This is a genomic window from Micromonospora lacuserhaii (assembly GCF_036902735.1).
Classification (GTDB): domain Bacteria; phylum Actinomycetota; class Actinomycetes; order Mycobacteriales; family Micromonosporaceae; genus Micromonospora.
In genome coordinates this window covers 1-16787 of sequence record NZ_JBAKHO010000079.1, presented here as the reverse complement: position 1 = coordinate 16787, position 16787 = coordinate 1, and the positions used below count along the sequence as shown (strand labels likewise).

Sequence of the window (16787 nt, the reverse complement as noted above, 5' to 3'; positions counted from 1 at the left end):
GCGCCAAGGGGGGTCAGCGCGTGGGGCAAGCACCACGAACAGGGGCGCTCAAAAGCAAGGGGGGAAAGTCTCAAGGTCCGGCAGGCTTCACAAGCCGGGGGGCTCGGGCGCCGGGACCATGTGCAACGACCGCCTGCCCACCATCATTCCGGGGCCTCGCCATCCACCCGGCCAGGCCGGAGGGGCTGCTACTGCGGTCGTGCAGAGGATGTAACGACCGCGGGCCCGCCGTCATTCCGGGGCCACCGCATCCATCCGGGCAGGCCGGGAGGGGCTGCTACTGCGGTCGTACGGGATATGTAACGACGGCGGGCCGGCCACGATTCCAGGCTCAGAGTGCCGCCGGTCACGGGACCTCAAGGCCAGGCCGGCGCATACCCGGCACCCGGCGAAGCCGGGACACCGCCGCGCCGGACAGCAGACGCGAACCGGCATGCACAGGGCGGACCCAGCTCATAGGCCCCAGACCGGACAACCGACCCACCCCCGCCAGTTATCCCGCCAACCCACCCGCGGTTGGCCCCGGAACCGCCACCACCACCCCGTTGATCAAGAAGTTTGCGCACTCATCGGGCGTCACAGCGTGCCCAAACCTTCTGATCAACGATCAGGAGAGGGGGTTGGCGGCCGGGCGGGGGCTAGGGGGTCGGGGCGATGCGTGCCTGGACCTTTGTCGCGCAGGCGGAGACGGCGGACCGGGCGTCCAGGCCCAGGCTCTCGATGGCGACGAGGGCGGTGAAGACGACGTCGGCCAGCTCGGCGGCCACGTCCTCCCGGGTGTGCGTGACGCCCTTGCGCGGGTTCTGCCCGACCATGCCGATCCACGCGCCGGCGACCTCGCCGGCCTCCTCGGTGAGCTTGAGGATGCGGCAGGTCAGCTCGGCCCGGTCGGTGCCGTTCGCGGCGTCCAGCCACCCGCGGGCGGCCCGGGCCGCATCCCAGATCAACTCGTCCACGTCGACCAGTGAACCGGACGGTCGACCAGTGAACCGGACGGGGGTGACGATCCGTACCCCGGGGCGGTCGGCGCACCACGTCGGCCCGGTGGCGGCGACGAGGCCGCCACCTACCTGGAAGGGACGTGTCGGTGATGCCGGAGGCCGTCGAGTCGGTGTTCGCCAGTGTGGTCAGCCGCAACCCCGGGGAACCGGAGTTCCACCAGGCGGTACGGGAGGTGCTGGAGAGCATCGGCCCCGCCCTGGCCCGTCACCCCGAGTACGCGCGGGCCCGGATCATCGAGCGGATCTGCGAGCCGGAGCGGCAGGTGATCTTCCGGGTGCCCTGGGAGGACGACCACGGCCGGGTCCGGGTCAACCGGGGCTTCCGGGTGGAGTTCAACAGCGCCCTGGGCCCGTTCAAGGGCGGCCTGCGCTTCCACCCGTCGGTCTACCTCGGGATCGTCAAGTTCCTCGGCTTCGAGCAGATCTTCAAGAACGCGCTGACCGGGCTGCCGATCGGCGGCGGCAAGGGCGGCGCGGACTTCGACCCGAAGGGCCGCTCGGACCGGGAGGTGATGCGCTTCTGCCAGAGTTTCATGACCGAGCTGTACCGGCACATCGGCGAGCAGACCGACGTGCCGGCCGGGGACATCGGGGTCGGTGGGCGGGAGATCGGCTATCTGTTCGGCCAGTACAAGCGGATCACCAACCGGTACGAGTCGGGGGTGCTGACCGGCAAGGGCCTGTCGTACGGGGGCGCGCAGGTGCGCACCGAGGCGACCGGGTACGGCGCTGTCTTCTTCGCCGAGGAGATGCTCAAGCAGACCGGGGACAGCCTGGACGGCAAGCGGGTGGTGGTCTCCGGCTCCGGCAACGTGGCGACGTACGCGATCGAGAAGGTGCACCAGCTCGGCGGCACGGTGGTGGCGTGCTCCGATTCGGACGGCTACGTGCTGGACGAGAAGGGCATCGACCTGACGCTGCTGCGCGAGCTGAAGGAGGAGCGCCGGGCCCGGCTCGACGACTACGTCCGGCACGTGCCGCACGCGGTGGCGGTCTCCGGTCGTACCGTCTGGGAGGTTCCCTGCGACCTGGCCCTGCCCTGCGCGACGCAGAACGAGATCGGCGGCGCGGAGGCGGCGGCCCTGGTGGCCGGCGGCTGCGTGGCGGTGGTGGAGGGGGCGAACATGCCCACCACCCCGGAGGCGGTACGCATCCTCGGGCGGGCCGGGGTGCGCTTCGCGCCGGGCAAGGCGGCCAACGCGGGCGGGGTGGCGGTGAGCGCGCTGGAGATGCAGCAGAACGCCAGCCGGGACTCGTGGACCTTCGCCCAGTCGGAGCAGCGGCTGCGGGAGACCATGCGGGACATCCACGCGCGCTGCTGGGCCACCGCGGAGGAGCACGGCCTGCTGGGTGACTACGTCGCGGGCGCCAACATCAACGGCTTCCGCCGGGTGGCCGAGGCGATGCTGGCGCACGGTCTGGTCTGAGCCGGACGCCCTGACCGGGCGGTCAGTCGGAATCGGCTGACCGTTCGGTCAGCAGGGCATTGACACCGCTCGACCGGCGGGCCTAGCTTCGGTTGGCTACCGGTCGGTAGGCACCGTCCCGCCCGGCCGCCCCAGATGGGCGGCACCGTCCCCGGGAGAGCGATGAAGCTGTCCTCCTCCACCCGTCCCCTCCGCCGCCTCTTCGCCACCGGCGCGGCACTGGCCCTCGCCGTCGGGCTCGCCGGCGCGGCCCCGGCCGCCGCCGCCGGCCGCGACGGCGACGACTCGCAGCCGTTGCCCGGCTACACCATCAGCAACCCGCCGCTCGCCCCGCTGGTCGTCGGCGGCTCCCCCAGCACTGTGCGCCAGGGCGTGCACCGGCACGCCGGCTACATCATCGAGACCCCGGCGAACTGGAACGGCGAGCTGGTCCTGTGGGCGCACGGCTACCGTGGCCAGACCACCGTGCTCTCCCCGGAGCCGCCCGGCTTCGGGCTGCGCCAGCGCCTGCTCGACCAGGGGTACGCCTGGGCCGCGTCGTCGTACACCACCAACGGCTTCGACATCCGTTCCGGCGTGGTCAGCACCCGGGAGCTCAGCGACCTCTTCGCCAGCACGGTCCAGCGTCCCAAGCGGACGTACCTGACCGGGGTGTCGATGGGCGGCTACATCATCGGCCGGTCGCTGGAGCAGTACCCCGGCCACTACGCCGGCGGGTTTCCCATGTGCGGGGTCCTCGGCGACCACGAGCTGCTCGACTTCTACCTGGACTACAACCTGGTCGCCCAGGCGCTCGCGGGCGTCCGGGCGTACCCGACGCCACCGGACTACCTGAGCAACGCGGTGCCGCGGATCCAGGTCGCGCTCGGCCTCGCCGGGCTGACCCCGACCGGGCCGGACACCACCAACGACCTCGGCAAGCAGCTGCGGGAGATCACCGTCAACCGCTCCGGCGGCCCGCGGCCGGGCGCGGCGGCGTCCTTCGCGGTCTGGAAGGACTTCCTCTTCGCGATCAGCACCACCAACGGCGGGACCTCCCCGGCCCAGCGGCCGGGGCAGCTCGCCACCAACCTGCTCACCCGCTACACCCCGAACAGCCCGGTGGACGTCAACGCGACCGTGCAGCGGGTGGCTCCGGAGAACCTGTGGCAGCGGCTGTCGCCGACGCTGACCGAGGTGCCGCGGATCGCCGGGCGGCCCACCGCGCCGGTGCTGAGCCTGCACGACCTCGGTGACCTCTTCGTGCCGTTCTCGATGGAGCAGGCGTACGCCCGCGACGCCGCGCGGCACGGCCGCAGCCGGCTGGTCGTCCAGCGGGCGGTACGGGCCACCCAGCACTGTGAGTTCAGCTCGGCCGAGGCCGGCGCCGCCTGGGACGACCTGGTCTCCTGGGTACGCACCGGTCACCGCCCGGCCGGCGATGCGGTGACCGACCCGAAGGTGGTGGCCGCGCCGGACTTCGGCTGCCGGTTCAGCGACCGGGCCGCGTACGCCGCCGGCACCGGCACCCGCCGGCTCTACCCGGCCTGCCCCTGACGGCCCGCCGACCCGCCGGAACGCCCCGGCGGGTCGGCGCGTCCGGACGTGGACGCGGGCGGACGCCCGCCGGACCTGGGTCCGACGGGCGTCCGTTCCCTCGTTCCGGGCACTGCCCGGGGCGCCGGGTCAGCGGGTCATACCGAACCGGTCGCGACGCCGCCAGGCGAACGCGCCCAGCATCAGGACCGCGCCAGCGCCGACCAGACCGCCGCCCACCTTCAGCAGGTAGCGGCGCGGCCCCTCCGCGCCGAGCAGCGCCGGGAGCAGCCGGGCGCCCTGGTCCGCCGCGCCGGTCAGGCCGGCCAGCCGGTCGATCTCGTCGCGCAGGCCGACCAGGGCGGTGCGGACCTGGGTCACCAGGTTCCCGGTCGGCACGGCGTTCAGGCTGGTCCGGGCCGTGCGCACCGCGGTGTCCGCCGTGCCCAGCTCGGCGGCGAGGGTACGCAGCCGGGCCACGTCCAGCCGCCCGTCCCGGGGTACCAGCGTGGCCAGGTCCGTGTGCAGCAGCACCGGGAAGGCCCGGCGGGCCAGGTCGTCGATGGCCACCGCGATCTGGCGTACGGCGGTCAGGTCGTCGCCGGCGTACGGCGTCCGCTGCCCCAGCCACCAGGCCGGGTCCCCGGTGTCGTCGCGGGCCGAGCCGGCCTGCTCATGGAGCGCGGCCAGGGTGCGCCGGGCCCGCTCGATGTCGCCACCGACCACCTGCGCGCTGAGTTCCCGGGCCAACCCGGCGGCGTTCAGCAGATGGGCGCGGGCCTGCCAGCCCCGGAAGGCGACCCAGCCGCCCCCCGACAGCAACAGCGCCGCGACGACCAGGCCGGCGAGCAAGGCGCGACGGATCCTGTTTCGCCGCCGCCGTCCCGTCCGGCTACGACGCGAGATTCGGCTCTCCGCCACACCACTACTCCGCTCCGAAAACGGACACTAATGACCATTCATCGTTTTCTTACCACGACGAACTGGCGTCAGGTGCCGTTATTCGTACCCGGAGAGCGGATAGTCCCTTTCAGGAAGTTCGTTCGGGCGACCGGACCCGCTGCCGACCGGTCGCCACGTCGCTCAGCAACCGCTCGATCCGGTCCACGCCGGCGTGCAGGGACATCTCCCGCTGGTAGATCTCCCGGCCGCGGCGACCCATCTCGGCCCGGGCCGCCGCCGGGATGGTGGACGCCAGCCAGAACCGGTCGGCCAGCGTGGCCCAGTCCTCGGGCGGGCAGGACAGACCGGCCCGGGCCCGCTCCACCAGCTCGACGGTGTCACCGCCCGCCGCGGCGACCACCGGGGAGGCGCAGGCCAGGGCGGCCTGGAGCTTGCCGGGGACGGTGCCCCGCAGCTCCGGAAGGTCGCGCAACATCACCAGCTGGTAGTCGGCGGCGGCGTAGAGGTCGGGCATGTCGACCGGCGAGCGGCGTTCCACGAAGCGGACGTTCTCCGCGTGCAGCTCGGCGGCGAGCCCCCGCACCCGCCTCTCCTCCGCACCCGACCCGACCAGCACCAGGTCCATCCGGCCCTCGAGGGCCGCCGCCGCGCGGACGGCCGTCTCCAGCCCCTGCCGTACGCCGATGGTGCCGGCGTGCATCACCACACACCGCCCGTCGCGTCGGATCAGCTGCTGGGCGGCCCGGCTCGGCCGCGCCGGCTGGAAGATCCGTTCGTCGGTCCAGTTGAGCACCACCCGGACCCGCTCCGGGTCCGCCCCGTCGGCGAGGACCAGGTCCCGCATGGACGGCGCGGTGACCGCGATCGCGTCGGCCTCCCGGTGCATCCGGTGCATGGTGGTCGCCATCCGACCGGGCCAGCCCCGTCGCTCGGGGCCCGTGCCCTCCTCCTCGGCCCAGAGGTCCTGCACGTGCAGCACCGTCGGCACCTGGCCGAGCAGTCGCGACAGGCCGGCGGTGGCGAAGGTCGTCGCCGGGAGCTGGAAGACGTAGAGCACGTCCACATCGGCCAGGTAGCGGCGCCCGGCCACCGCGGCGCTGCCCGCGAAGGAGAGGTAGCTGGCCATCCGCGCGCCGGTGGAGCCGTCGCCGCCGGCGTAGCGCGGCACCCGGCGCACGGTCAGCCGCTCGCTGTGGGTCAGGTGCCGCCACCGCTGCCGCCACCCCGGATAGACGTGCCCGCCCGGGTAGTCCGGGAAGCCGGTGAGCACCCGGACCTCGTGCCCACGCCGGGCCAGTTCCTCCGCGAGGCTGCCCGGGATGAAGGCCGGCTCCGGTGGAAAGTGGTACGACAGGATCCCGATCCTCATCGTCGTGTCCCCGTCCTGCGGATCGGCGCGGCACCGGGGCGGGCGGGGCCCGCCGGCACATAGGATGCCGGCACCCCCTCCGCGTCCGGCCGCGACTGCTGGAACACCGCCGTCGCGGCGCCCCCTCCCGCGACCCCGACGACGAAAGGGACCGTGATGGCCGATCGGGTACTCATCGTGTGCCATGCCAACATGTGCCGGTCACCGATGGCCGAGTACATCGCCCGGCGCCTGCTCGGCGACCGGCCGATCGCGGTGGCCAGCGCCGGCACCCACGCCGTGCCCGGCCGCCCGATGCACCCGTACGCGGCGGAGATCGCCGCGGAGACCGGCGCCGACCCGGCCGCCTTCGTCAGCCGCGAGCTGCGCCCGGAGCAGCTCGCCGAGGCGACCCTGGTGCTGACCGCGACCCGGGGGCAGCGCTCGGCCTGCACCGCGCTCGCCCCGGGCGTGCTGCACCGGACCTTCACGCTACGCCAGTTCGCCCGGCTCGCGGCGGCCGCCGACCCACCGGCGGAGCCGGTCGACGCGCCGCTGCGGGCGGCCGTGCGGGCGGCCGCCCGCGCCCGGGGGCGGCTGCAACCCGCCCCCGGGGACGCGGACGACCTGCGGGACCCCGTCGGTGGCACGCCCGCCGACTTCCGGCGCTGCGCCGAGGAGATCGAACGGTCGATGCGACCGGTGCTGGCGCTCATCGGGGCAACCGGCTGAGTTCCTGCGTCCGGTCACCGACGCCGTCGAACCCGCCGTGCTCGCCCCGGCGCGCGGCCGGCGTCCGCTCGGCGGGAATCGACGGCGTCCGGGTGTTGGCGATCCGGTAGGCCTCGTACTGGTACTTGTCGGCCTTGGCCACCTTGGTCATGTTGAGCACGCAGCCGAGCAGGCGTACCGAGACCGAGTGCAGCGACCGGGCCGCCGCGGCCACCTGGGTCCGCGAGGTCCGCCCCTGCTGGGTGACCAGGAGAGCTCCGTCGGCCTGCACGGCCACCACCACACCGTCGGTGACGGCGAGCAGCGGGGCGGTGTCGATCACCACAATGTCGGCGGACTCCCGCAGGGCGAGCAGCAGGTCGGCCATCGCCTTGGAGCCGAGCAGCTCGCTCGGGTTCGGCGGGGCCGAGCCGCTCGGGAGCACCAGCATCGACTTCTCGCCCCAGCGCTGCACCACGTCGCCCACCTGCACGTCGCCGACCAGCACGTCGGTCAGGCCCACGCCGCCGTCGAGCCCGAGGTAGTCGGCCACCTTCGGGCGGCGCAGGTCGGCGTCGACCAGCAGCACCCGCCACCCGGCCTCGGCCAGGGCGATCGCCAGGTTGCAGGAGAGCGTGGTCTTCCCCTCGCCCTGCAGCGCGCTGGTGACGGCGATGACCCGGGCCGGCTCGTGGACGTCCACGAAGCGCAGGTTGGTACGCAGCTTCCGGACCGCCTCGGCACGGACCGAGGTGGCGGCATCGCCGACGATCAGCGGGGCGGCCTTGGCACCCGCATCGAAGGGAATCTCGCCGAGCAGCGGGCTGCCGGTGACCCGCTGGAGGCCGGCGGCGTCGCGCAGCCGCACGTCGACCATGCCGCGGAGCACGGCCAGCGCGGCGCCGAGCAGCAGGCCGATCACGCCGCCGAGGATCAGGTTGCGGATGGGCCGGGGCGCGACCGGGTCGGCACTGACCCGTGGGCCGCCGACAACCTCGATCTTGATCGGAGACGGCTTGCCGTCGCCGGTGGTCTCGACCTTCTGTACCAACTCGACGAACTTCGCCGAGAGCGCCTCGGTGACCTTCAGCGCCCGGGTCTGGTCGGTGTCGGTGACGGTGGCGCGCAGCAGGACGGTTCCGGTCTCGGTCGAGGTGGCGACCCGACGCTGCACGTCGTCCGCGGTGAGGCCGATCGTGTTGTCGGCGACCACGCTCTGCGCCAGGCGGTCGCTGTGCAGCAGGTCGGCGTACGACTTGACGCGCTGCTGGAGGAAGAGGCTGCCCTCGTACGCGTCGGTGACCCCCTGGCTCGGGGTGGTGACGAAGTAGGTCACCGAGGCGACGTACCGGGGCGGCGTGCGGACGGTGATCAGCGCCGCCGAGCCGACCGCCAGCATGAGCGTGACCAGGACGATCCACCAGTGTCGGCGGACCAGGCGAAGGCAGGTCCGAACGTCCATCACGCCCTCCGTTCCGCCGGGACGGCTAGCCGTTGAAACTGCACGAAATCCCCCTAAAGTCCGTATGCGGCGTGTCAGTATCTAACCGACCCGAATAGGTGATGAAGCGACGAAACGAATGTAGACGATCGAACTTCGTAGCAGAGCCGATTCCTCGCAATCCTGGAACAAATCGCAGAGGACAACCCATGGACCACGAAGCCCGCCCGGCCGGCACCCCTTCATCGCGCGAGGTGACTGGGTCACCCGACTCGCGAAGGCCCTCTCTCTGCTAACGCTCGACGCGGGCGCGTGGTGCGCCGGCCTTCTGATCGCGCCCTGGGCACGGTACGAATTCGGGCTCACCCCCCGGCAGTGCGCGCTCGCGGTGGCCACCGCGCTGGTCTGCGCCGTGGTGCACACCTCCATCGAGCAGGTGCGCTCGACCGCCCGGGGGCGGCACCCAATCGGCAGCGTCGGCGAGGCCCGCGACCTGGCCGCCACCGCCATCCTGGCCAGCGCCGTGATGGTGGTCGCGCTGGGCCCGCTGACCGCGCGTCCCGTGCCGGCGAGCGTCCCGGTGACCGGGGGCGCGGTCGCCCTGCTGCTGATGGCCGGCGGACGGGCGGCCTACCGCTGGCACCGGAACTGCTCGACGACGACCCGGACAAGCGGGGCCTGCGCCTGGAGGGGCTGCGGGTGCTCGGCGGCCGGGAGCAGCTCGAGGAGGCGGTCCGCCGCACCGGGCCACCACCGTGATCTTCTCGATCGACGGCGCCGACGCGGCGCTGATGCGCGACGTGCGCAGCCGGACGTTGCGGGCCGGCGCGGCCTTCAAGGTGCTGCCGCCGGTCCGCGAACTGCTGGCCCGGCCGGTGACCGCCACCGACGTACGCGACCTCCAGATCACCGACCTGCTCGGTCGGGCCCAGCGGGTGGCCGAACTCGCTGTGGAGCGCAGCGGCCTGACCGGTCGCCGAGTACTGGTGACCGGCGCCGGCGGGTCGATCGGCTCCGAGCTGTGCCGACAGATCGCCCGCTGCGATCCGGGCGAGCTGATGATGCTGGACCGGGACGAGTCGGCGCTGCACGCGCTGCAGATGTCCCTGCACGGCCGGGCCCTGCTGGACGGCCCGGAGCTGGTCCTGGCCGACATCCGCGACGCCGAGCAGATCGCCCGCGTCATCGCCGAGCGGCAGCCGGACATCGTGTTCCACGCCGCCGCCCTCAAGCACCTGACGCTGCTGCAACGCCATCCGGGCGAGGCGATCAAGACCAATGTGTACGGGACGCTGAACGTCCTGGAGGCCTGCCGCGACGTGGCCGAGTTCGTCAACATCTCCACCGACAAGGCGGCCAACCCGGCCAGTGTGCTGGGCTACAGCAAGCGGGTCACCGAGCGGCTCACGGCCCACTACGCGGAGCGGCTCGACGGGGCCTTCCTGAGTGTGCGCTTCGGCAACGTGCTGAGCAGTCGGGGGTCGGTCCTCACCGCCTTCCAGGCGCAGGTGGAGGCCGGCCTGCCGATCACCGTCACGCACCGAACGTGACCCGGTACCTCATGACCGTGCAGGAGGCGGTCCACCTGGTGCTCCAGGCGGCAACCGTCGGCCGGGGCGGCGAGGCGCTGGTGCTCGACATGGGTGAGCCGGTCCGCATCGCCGACGTGGCACGGCGGCTGGCCGCCGAGGCGCACACCCCCACCGGGATCGTCTTCACCGGCCTGCGCCCCGGAGAGAAGCTGCACGAGGACCTCTTCGGCGCCGACGAGGTCGACAGCCGCCCGCTGCACCCGCTCATCTCACACGTCCGGGTGCCGGCGCTCGCGCCGGAGGAGGTCCGTGGCCTGGACCCCTACGCCGACCCCGACGAGCTGATCAAGCGGATGGCCGTGCTCTGCGAGGAGCCCGCGACGCGGATCAGCGCGCTACCCGGCCAGCGCTGAGCCCCCGCCAGGATCATCGCGCACCCCCGCCGGCCGGCGGGGGTGCGCGCCCGTCACCCGCTCAGCGCCGGCGGTCGGCGGCCCGTTCCTCGTCGGTCTCCTCGGTCTCCTGCAACGCCTCGGCGTACGGCTCGGTGAAGTCGTCGCCCGGGACCGCCACCGCCTCGGCCCGGTCCTGCTCGTCCGCCCGGCCGCCGGCCGGGGGCTCGGGGGCGGTGCTCTCGCCGGCGAAGCCGTACTCGTTCGGCTCGTCATGCCTGCTCATGAGGTTTCCTCCCGTTATGTGCCGTTTGTCGTATTGCCGCTGACCGTAGCCGGTGATCGTCGTACCCGCAGGGCGGCGGTCCCAGTCGTCGGCGCCGACAGCCCCGCCCAGAGCAGCTGGCGCAGCAGGATGATCGCGGCCGCCGTCGCCAGCGCCGTCCAACTGCGGCCGGAGGCCAGGCGCAGCAGCCCGACGGCGAGCAGCAGGTCCAGCAGCACGCGCAGGGCGGTACGCCAGGAACCGCTGGTGACCAGCACGACGGCCGCCGCCAGCAGCGCCGCCCCGGTCAGCACGGCGGCGGCGAGGGCGGTCATCCGGGCCGCCCGGCGTCCGGCACCTGCCGCTGCTCCTGGGCGATCTCGCGGCGCAGGAAGAAGTTCAGCGCGGTTCGGATGGTGGCGGTGGCCGCCAGCTGCCCCAGCTGGACGAACGTGGGAGAGACCGCGGTACGCAGGATGTCTGCGGCGAGCTGGAACTCCAGGCCCAGGGTGAGGAAGCGGCCCAGCGAGAGCCGGATCGGGGTGAAGGCGGCGGCACTGCGATGCCGCAGCCCCTCGACCACGAACCGCAGCGCCGCCCAGAGCGCGCCGACGAAGATGACCACCGCGCCGGCCGTCTCCACCACGGCGACGGCTACCTGGTCGCCGTGGCGGAGAAGTTCGTCCAGCGTCACCGGGGAGCGTTACCCGCCCCCGACGCCACTAGTCGGCACGGTCAGGTGAGCTCCTGGACGGCCTCCAGGACCAGCCAGAGGCCACAGATGGCGAAGAGCACCGCGGCGCCGTACCGGATGGCCTTCTCCGGCAGGTGCCGGCCGAGCAGCCGGCCGACCAGGATGGCGAGGGCGTCGGCGGCGACCATGCCCAGCGTCGAGCCGAGCCAGGTGCCGAACCAGCCGTACTTGGTGGCCAGGGTGATGGTGGCGAGCATCGTCTTGTCGCCCAGCTCGGCGAGGAAGAACGCGACGCCGACGGCGATGACGGCCGACTTGCCGGTCTTCTCCGCCTTGCGCTTCTCCTCCTCGGTGAGCTTGTCGCCGCGCAGGGTCCACGCGCCGAAGCCGAGGAACGCCAGACCCGCGATCAGCGAGATCCAGCCGGTCGGCAGCGCCGCGTTCAGCCCGTACCCGATCGCCACCGACGCCAGGTGCACGATCGCGGTGGCGATCGTGATGCCGATGAGCACCGGCACCGGCTTGAACCGGGTGGCGAACGTCAGCGCCATGAGCTGGGACTTGTCGCCCAGTTCGGCGACGAAGATGACGCCGAAGCTGATCACCAGCGCGGCAAGAAAACCGTCCATGAGAACCTTCCCGATCACGCCGGGAGGAGGTACAGGGGCGCCCTCGACCCGGCTGCAACAGCCTGAGTCGAAGGTCTCGCCCGCCCCGCCGTCGGCGGGGCCGCGTGGCCGGGCGCGGAACGCGCCAGTGTGTCGACCACGACATTGGGGGCTACTCCCCTTCGCGCCAGCCAGCCTAGCCGACCGGCCCGGCGCCCGCGGCGTCGGGTGAACGGGGTCACCGCGGCGCGGCGCCGCCGGACCGGTCGGGCGGCGCGGTCAGTCCGCCCGGGCCAGGCTCACCCCGAACAGCCCGTCCGGGTCGGTCCAGAACTCCTCCCGGGTGAAGCCGGCCGCCGCCAGCTCGGCCGCGATCCCCTCCGGCCGGAACTTCGCCGACACCTCCGTGCGCAGCTCCTCGCCCTCGGCGAAGTCGACCTCCAGGTCCAGCACGTGCACCCGCATCGGGCGGGTCGCCCGCAGCCGCATCTCGATCCACTCCCGGTCCGGGTTCCAGAGCGCCACGTGGGTGAAGGCCTCCGGGTCGAAGTCCGCGCCCAGTTCCCGGTTGACCACCCGGAGCACGTTGCGGTTGAACTCGGCGGTGACCCCGGCCGCGTCGTCGTACGCCGGCACCGTCACCGCCGGATCCTTGACCAGGTCGGTGCCGATCAGCAGCCAGTCCCCCGCCTCCAGCGCGGCCCGCATCGCGGTCAGGAAGTCGGCCCGCTCCTCCGGCAGCAGGTTGCCGATGGTGCCGCCGAGGAAGATCACCAGCCGTCGGCCACCGGTGGGCAGCCGGTCGAGCTGGTGGGTGAAGTCCCCGACGATGCCCCGGACCCGCAGCCCCGGGTAGTCGGTGGCGATCTGCTCGGTGGACTGCCGCAGCGCGCTGACCGAGACGTCCAGCGGGACGAAGGTGCCCAGCCCGCCGCGCCGGGTGAAGGCGTCCAGCAGCAGCCGGGTCTTCTCCGACGAGCCGGAGCCCAGCTCGATCAGGGTCTTCGCCCCGGTCACCGCGGCGATGTCCGCCGCCCGCTCGGCCAGCACCGCCCGCTCGGCCCGGGTCGGGTAGTACTCCGGCAGCCTGGTGATCTCCTCGAACAGCTCGCTGCCCCGGGCGTCGTACAACCACTTCGGTGGCAACCACTTCCGATCGTCGGTCAACCCGGCCCGTACGTCCTTCCGCAGCCCCCGGCCGAGGTCCTGCTCCTCCAGGTAGATCTCCAGTGGCTCCGCGCTCATGAGGTGTCCCTTTCCGTCGGCGAACATCCCTGTCTTCCACCCGCGAAAACTTGTGCGGCTCACGCCTTCACCAGGGAGTGCGTCCGCACCCCCGCCGAGGTCCCCACCACCAGCTGGCCGTCCGGCACCGACCGCCAGGCCGGGTCGTCGTCGAGCGGTTCCGAGGCCACCAGCACCGCCTCCGGCATCACCCGCAGCGACAGGGCGTGGCCGGCGGTGGTGGCCACCACGGTCCGCCCGTCGGTCAGCAGCAGGTTCAGCCGCGACCCGGGCGCGGCCGCTTCGACCTCGGCCGTGGTCGCGGCGATCGCCGTGGCCGGGTCGGCCCCGGCGCGCAGCCGGTCCCGGACCAACGCCCAGAGCAGCGCCGCGTCGGTCGGAGCGTCCAGGGTGAGCAGGTCCCGGACCGGCAGCCGGGCGGCCAACGGGACGGTCGAGTCGGGCCAGCCGCGGACCACCCCGTTGTGGCTGAACAGCCAGCGCCCCTCGGCGAAGGGCGCCGCGGCGGTCTCCGTCACCGGCATGCCGACCGTGGCCGACCGGACCGCGGCCAGCACCGCCCCGCTGCTGGTCACGGCCGCCAGCTGAGGCAGCGCCGGATCACTCCAGAGCGGCGTGGCCCGCCGGTAGCGGACCGGCTCGCCGGCGCCCCGGGACGCGCTGGTGGCCGGGCCCGGCTCGCGCCGCTGCCCGGGGGTCGGCTCGGCGGGATACCAGCCCACCCCGAAACCGTCCGCGTTGATCGTCCCGCCGCCGCGCATGTCGCGCGGCGCCCAGGACTGCCGCGCCAGCGAGTACGGCGGGTCGAACAGCAACGCGCCCAGGGTGACCGGCGGTCCGAGGTAGGCCAGGTGGCGGCACATCAGCGAGCCTCCCCGCTCACCCGTGCGCCTCCTCGGCCCGGGCGTCGCGGGCGCAGCGGAAGCCGCTGAAGATCTGCCGCCGGATCGGGTAGTCCCAGTTGCGGAAGGTGCCCCGGCAGGCCGACCGGTCGGTGCCGAACGAGCCGCCGCGCAGCACCCGGTAGTCGTCGCCGAAGAAGACCTCGGAGTACTCCCGGTAGGGGAAGGCGGTGAACCCGGGATGGCCGTGGAAGGTGGTCGAGGTCCACTCCCAGACGTCGCCGATCAGCTGGTGCACGCCGAGTGGCGAGGCCCCCGCCGGGTACGCCCCCACCGGCGCCGGCCACAGATGCCGCTGCCCCAGGTTGGCGTGGGCGGTGGTCGGGTCCTCGTCGCCCCAGGGGTAGCGCCGGGACCGGCCGGTCGCCGGGTCCCAGCGGGCCGCCTTCTCCCACTCCGCCTCGGTGGGCAGCCGCTTGCCCGCCCACGCCGCGAAGGCCTCCGCCTCGTACCAGCAGACGTGCACCACCGGCTCGTCGTCGCGTACCGGCGACCAGCGGCCGAACCGCCGGTACGCCCAGCCGTCGCCGTCCCGACGCCAGTGCATCGGCGCGGTCAGCCCCGCCTCCGCGCGGTGCCGCCATCCCGCCGCGCTCCACCAGCGCGGGTCGTCGTACCCGCCGGCGGCGATGAACTGCCGGTAGGCGCCGTTGGTGACCGGGGCCGCGTCGATGACGTACGCCGGCAGGTCGACGACATGCGCCGGGCGCTCGTTGTCCAGCGCCCACGGGTCGGTGTCGGTGCCCATGGTGAACGGGCCGGCCGGCACCAGCACCTCGCCGCCGACCCGGGCCACCGGTTCGGGCGGCGGGGGCGCGTTCAGCACCGCCGGGCCGGAGCGCAGCTGGTGGGTGGCGAGCATGGTCTCGTCGTGCTGCTGCTCGTGCTGGACGATCATCCCGAAGGCGAACCCGTCGACCAGCAGCGGACGGTCGGTGAACGGCACCCGGTCCAGCAGGTCGTGGACCTTGTCCCGGACGGTGGTGAGGTAGGCCCGCGCCTCGGCCGGCGGCAGCAGGGGCAGCGCGGGTCGGTCCCGGCGAGGTTGTTTGAACGCGTCGTAGAGGTCGTCGATGTCGTGCCGGACCGGCTCGCGCCCGCCCACGTCGCGGACCAGCCAGAGCTCCTCCTGGTTGCCCACGTGGGCGAGGTCCCAGACCAGCGGGGACATCAGCGGCGAGTGCTGGCGCATCAGGTCGTCCTCGTCGACCGCGTCGGTCAGCAGCGTGGTCCGGGCGCGGGTGCGCTCCAGCTCCGCGGCGATCCGGCTGCGTAGCTGCTCGGCGCCGAGCCGTTCGGTGGTCGTACCGGTCACCGGTGTCCCCTCTCCGCGGCGGTGCGTCGCCGCCGGATGTGTCTGCTCGTCTCCTCGTGGGTGTGCCCCGGCAGCTCCAGCCCGGGCAGCGCCGCCAGCGCCAGGTCGAGCAGGTCGGCCGCGGCGGCGGCCAGCGACGGATCGGCCAGCCCGTGGCGGGCCGCGGCGTGCCAGCGGTCGGCCACCGGCTCGCCGACCGCCCGGGCCGCCCGGACGGTCTCCGCCCCGGTGAGCAGCGCGGTCAGCACGGCGAGCGGGACCGTCCAGTCCCGACCGGGCTGCGCGTCCAGGTAGCGGATCTCCAGGTAGCCGCGCGGGCGCACCGGCGGGAACAGGGTGCTGACGTGGTATTCCAGGTCGTCCGTGGTGGGCGGGTGGGGCAGCGCGCCGGCGAGCCAGTCGGCGAAGGTGACCCCCTCCGGCGGCGTCCAGTCCGGACCGTCGTGGCGCAGACAGAGCAGCGGCGCGGCGAGGACGTACCGGGTCCAGGCGGCGACCGGGTCCTCCTCCGCCCGGTACGGCGACCAGACCGGCCGCGTCCGGGCCGGGTCGATGCCCAGCCAGGCGGCCATCCGCGCGGACGCCCAACCGGTGCGCCGCCCGGCGTGCCGGTCGGCGGTGGCGAAGGCGGCCAGCAGCGGTGGCCCGATCGCGTGTACGGCGGCCCAACGGGCGGCGAGCTCGGCCGGCTCCCCCGCGTCGAGGCAGACCTGGAGCCCGGCGGTGCTGTACATCATCGTCCGGCCGGCGGCCCCGCGACGGTCGAAGACGCAGCGCATGGCCCGGTAGCGCGGGGTCTCGACGACGGGTCGGGGGGGCCGCCACGGGTCGATGCCGGTGCGGCCGAGCACCAGCCCGGCGCGATCCAGCAGGAGGGTCAGTTCGGCGATGTCGGCCTCGGTGGCCGAGATGAGCGCGGCGACGGAGGGTCGCGGCGGGGTGGAGACCTCCACCTGTCCCCCGGGCTCCACGGTCACGGTGCCACCGTGCCGGAGCGGTCGGGCCGGACTCGCGGGGTCCAGTGTCACGGGGCTGTACGGCCCCAGCGCCGCCCGCAGCCGCTCCCGGTCCACCGGTCGAGCGGGGTCGGCGGCGTCGTGCACGGTCCATTCCAGTTCGACGCCGGTGAAGACCGGTGGCCCGGTCTTGAAGCAGATCCGGGCCAGGTGGCCCTCCGCGGCGGCCTCATCCCCGAGGACGATCGTCCGGTCCAGCTCAGGCGACGTCACCACGAGAAGGCCCCCTCCCGACGCTGGGATCCGACGCACCGCCACGGTGGTGTCGGCCGCTCCCGGCCGGGCCCCCGCAGTCCCATCCTCTGTCTATCAGACGGGGTCCGCCGGGCGCGAAGGGAAGAAATTTCTGTGAAGACTTTTCGACTAACGCTTCCTGCTGGTACGGGCGTCCGGCGTCGGCGCGGCGGGGGTCGGCACGGCGGCGGCGGGGGTCGGCACGACGGCGGCGGGCCCGGCGGGGGTGGGCCGGGCC

15 protein-coding genes and 1 pseudogene are annotated in these 16787 nt (G+C 73.6%); 4 read left to right on the top strand and 12 right to left on the bottom strand.

Going from position 1 to position 16787, the window contains the following annotated elements:
* Positions 1–638: 638 nt before the first annotated feature.
* Positions 639–956 carry a MazG-like family protein gene (locus V6U81_RS27525; RefSeq protein WP_334493756.1) on the bottom strand — a complete coding sequence of 106 codons (318 nt, stop codon included), beginning with the start codon at positions 954–956 and terminating at the stop codon, positions 639–641.
* Positions 957–1090: 134 nt separating this feature from the next.
* On the opposite strand from V6U81_RS27525, the gene gdhA reads away from it, so the two are divergent.
* Both gdhA and V6U81_RS27515 read left to right on the top strand, forming a co-directional pair.
* Complete coding sequence (gdhA, locus tag V6U81_RS27520) at positions 1091–2428, top strand: NADP-specific glutamate dehydrogenase (protein WP_334493754.1); 1338 nt, start codon at positions 1091–1093, stop codon at positions 2426–2428.
* A gap of 162 nt (positions 2429–2590) precedes the next feature.
* Positions 2591–3964, top strand: coding sequence for a hypothetical protein (locus tag V6U81_RS27515; protein WP_334493751.1), 1374 nt, complete (start codon positions 2591–2593; stop codon positions 3962–3964).
* 129 nt (positions 3965–4093) lie between these two features.
* On the opposite strand, the gene V6U81_RS27510 is transcribed toward V6U81_RS27515, so the two are convergent.
* Entirely contained in the window at positions 4094–4795 is a 702-nt protein-coding gene (locus tag V6U81_RS27510) for a hypothetical protein (protein ID WP_334493749.1), read from the bottom strand.
* 178 nt (positions 4796–4973) lie between these two features.
* A complete protein-coding gene (locus V6U81_RS27505; RefSeq protein WP_334493747.1) occupies positions 4974–6215 on the bottom strand; it encodes a glycosyltransferase family 4 protein in 1242 nt (413 codons plus the stop codon).
* 156 nt (positions 6216–6371) lie between these two features.
* Here V6U81_RS27505 and V6U81_RS27500 point away from each other — a divergent pair, with 156 nt between their 5' ends.
* A complete protein-coding gene (locus tag V6U81_RS27500) occupies positions 6372–6926 on the top strand; it encodes an arsenate reductase/protein-tyrosine-phosphatase family protein (protein WP_334493744.1) in 555 nt (184 codons plus the stop codon).
* Here V6U81_RS27500 and V6U81_RS27495 read toward each other — a convergent pair.
* Positions 6907–8367 carry a tyrosine-protein kinase domain-containing protein gene (locus tag V6U81_RS27495; RefSeq protein ID WP_334493742.1) on the bottom strand — a complete coding sequence of 487 codons (1461 nt, stop codon included), beginning with the start codon at positions 8365–8367 and terminating at the stop codon, positions 6907–6909. The genes V6U81_RS27500 and V6U81_RS27495 overlap by 20 nt on opposite strands.
* Before the next feature lie 770 nt (positions 8368–9137).
* Here V6U81_RS27495 and V6U81_RS29265 point away from each other — a divergent pair.
* A pseudogene (locus V6U81_RS29265) lies at positions 9138–10291 on the top strand (polysaccharide biosynthesis protein).
* A 61-nt stretch (positions 10292–10352) separates the two neighbouring features.
* Here V6U81_RS29265 and V6U81_RS27480 read toward each other — a convergent pair.
* From V6U81_RS27480 to egtA, 8 genes are all read right to left on the bottom strand, one after another.
* On the bottom strand, positions 10353–10556 hold the full coding sequence (locus V6U81_RS27480; RefSeq protein WP_334493733.1) for a hypothetical protein: 204 nt from the start codon (positions 10554–10556) through the stop codon (positions 10353–10355).
* Between the two features lie 14 nt (positions 10557–10570).
* Complete coding sequence (locus tag V6U81_RS27475; protein WP_334493730.1) at positions 10571–10870, bottom strand: hypothetical protein; 300 nt, start codon at positions 10868–10870, stop codon at positions 10571–10573.
* Complete coding sequence (locus V6U81_RS27470; RefSeq protein WP_334493727.1) at positions 10867–11229, bottom strand: DUF1622 domain-containing protein; 363 nt, start codon at positions 11227–11229, stop codon at positions 10867–10869. The genes V6U81_RS27475 and V6U81_RS27470 overlap by 4 nt, the downstream gene beginning before the upstream one ends.
* A gap of 41 nt (positions 11230–11270) precedes the next feature.
* Entirely contained in the window at positions 11271–11858 is a 588-nt protein-coding gene (locus V6U81_RS27465; protein WP_334493725.1) for a TMEM165/GDT1 family protein, read from the bottom strand.
* Between the two features lie 258 nt (positions 11859–12116).
* The gene (gene egtD / locus V6U81_RS27460; protein ID WP_334493722.1) at positions 12117–13082 is read right to left on the bottom strand and encodes an L-histidine N(alpha)-methyltransferase; all 966 of its coding nucleotides are present in this window, start codon (positions 13080–13082) and stop codon (positions 12117–12119) included.
* A 59-nt stretch (positions 13083–13141) separates the two neighbouring features.
* On the bottom strand, positions 13142–13945 hold the full coding sequence (gene egtC, locus V6U81_RS27455) for an ergothioneine biosynthesis protein EgtC (protein WP_334493719.1): 804 nt from the start codon (positions 13943–13945) through the stop codon (positions 13142–13144).
* 16 nt (positions 13946–13961) lie between these two features.
* Positions 13962–15299, bottom strand: coding sequence for an ergothioneine biosynthesis protein EgtB (gene egtB / locus V6U81_RS27450; protein ID WP_334493716.1), 1338 nt, complete (start codon positions 15297–15299; stop codon positions 13962–13964).
* The gene (gene egtA / locus V6U81_RS27445) at positions 15296–16531 is read right to left on the bottom strand and encodes an ergothioneine biosynthesis glutamate--cysteine ligase EgtA (protein ID WP_334493712.1); all 1236 of its coding nucleotides are present in this window, start codon (positions 16529–16531) and stop codon (positions 15296–15298) included. The genes egtB and egtA overlap by 4 nt, the downstream gene beginning before the upstream one ends.
* Positions 16532–16787 lie beyond the last annotated feature (256 nt).

Excerpts from the sequence above, each read along its gene's own strand:
- gdhA (WP_334493754.1), top strand. The coding sequence starts at position 1,091 with ATGCCGGAGGCCGTCGAGTCGGTGTTCGCCAGTGTGGTCAGCCGCAAC.
- V6U81_RS27515 (WP_334493751.1), top strand. The coding sequence starts at position 2,591 with ATGAAGCTGTCCTCCTCCACCCGTCCCCTCCGCCGCCTCTTCGCCACC.
- V6U81_RS27505 (WP_334493747.1), bottom strand. The coding sequence starts at position 6,215 with ATGAGGATCGGGATCCTGTCGTACCACTTTCCACCGGAGCCGGCCTTC.
- V6U81_RS27500 (WP_334493744.1), top strand. The coding sequence starts at position 6,372 with ATGGCCGATCGGGTACTCATCGTGTGCCATGCCAACATGTGCCGGTCA.
- V6U81_RS27495 (WP_334493742.1), bottom strand. The coding sequence starts at position 8,367 with ATGGACGTTCGGACCTGCCTTCGCCTGGTCCGCCGACACTGGTGGATC.
- V6U81_RS27480 (WP_334493733.1), bottom strand. The coding sequence starts at position 10,556 with ATGAGCAGGCATGACGAGCCGAACGAGTACGGCTTCGCCGGCGAGAGC.
- V6U81_RS27475 (WP_334493730.1), bottom strand. The coding sequence starts at position 10,870 with ATGACCGCCCTCGCCGCCGCCGTGCTGACCGGGGCGGCGCTGCTGGCG.
- V6U81_RS27465 (WP_334493725.1), bottom strand. The coding sequence starts at position 11,858 with ATGGACGGTTTTCTTGCCGCGCTGGTGATCAGCTTCGGCGTCATCTTC.
- egtD (WP_334493722.1), bottom strand. The coding sequence starts at position 13,082 with ATGAGCGCGGAGCCACTGGAGATCTACCTGGAGGAGCAGGACCTCGGC.
- egtC (WP_334493719.1), bottom strand. The coding sequence starts at position 13,945 with ATGTGCCGCCACCTGGCCTACCTCGGACCGCCGGTCACCCTGGGCGCG.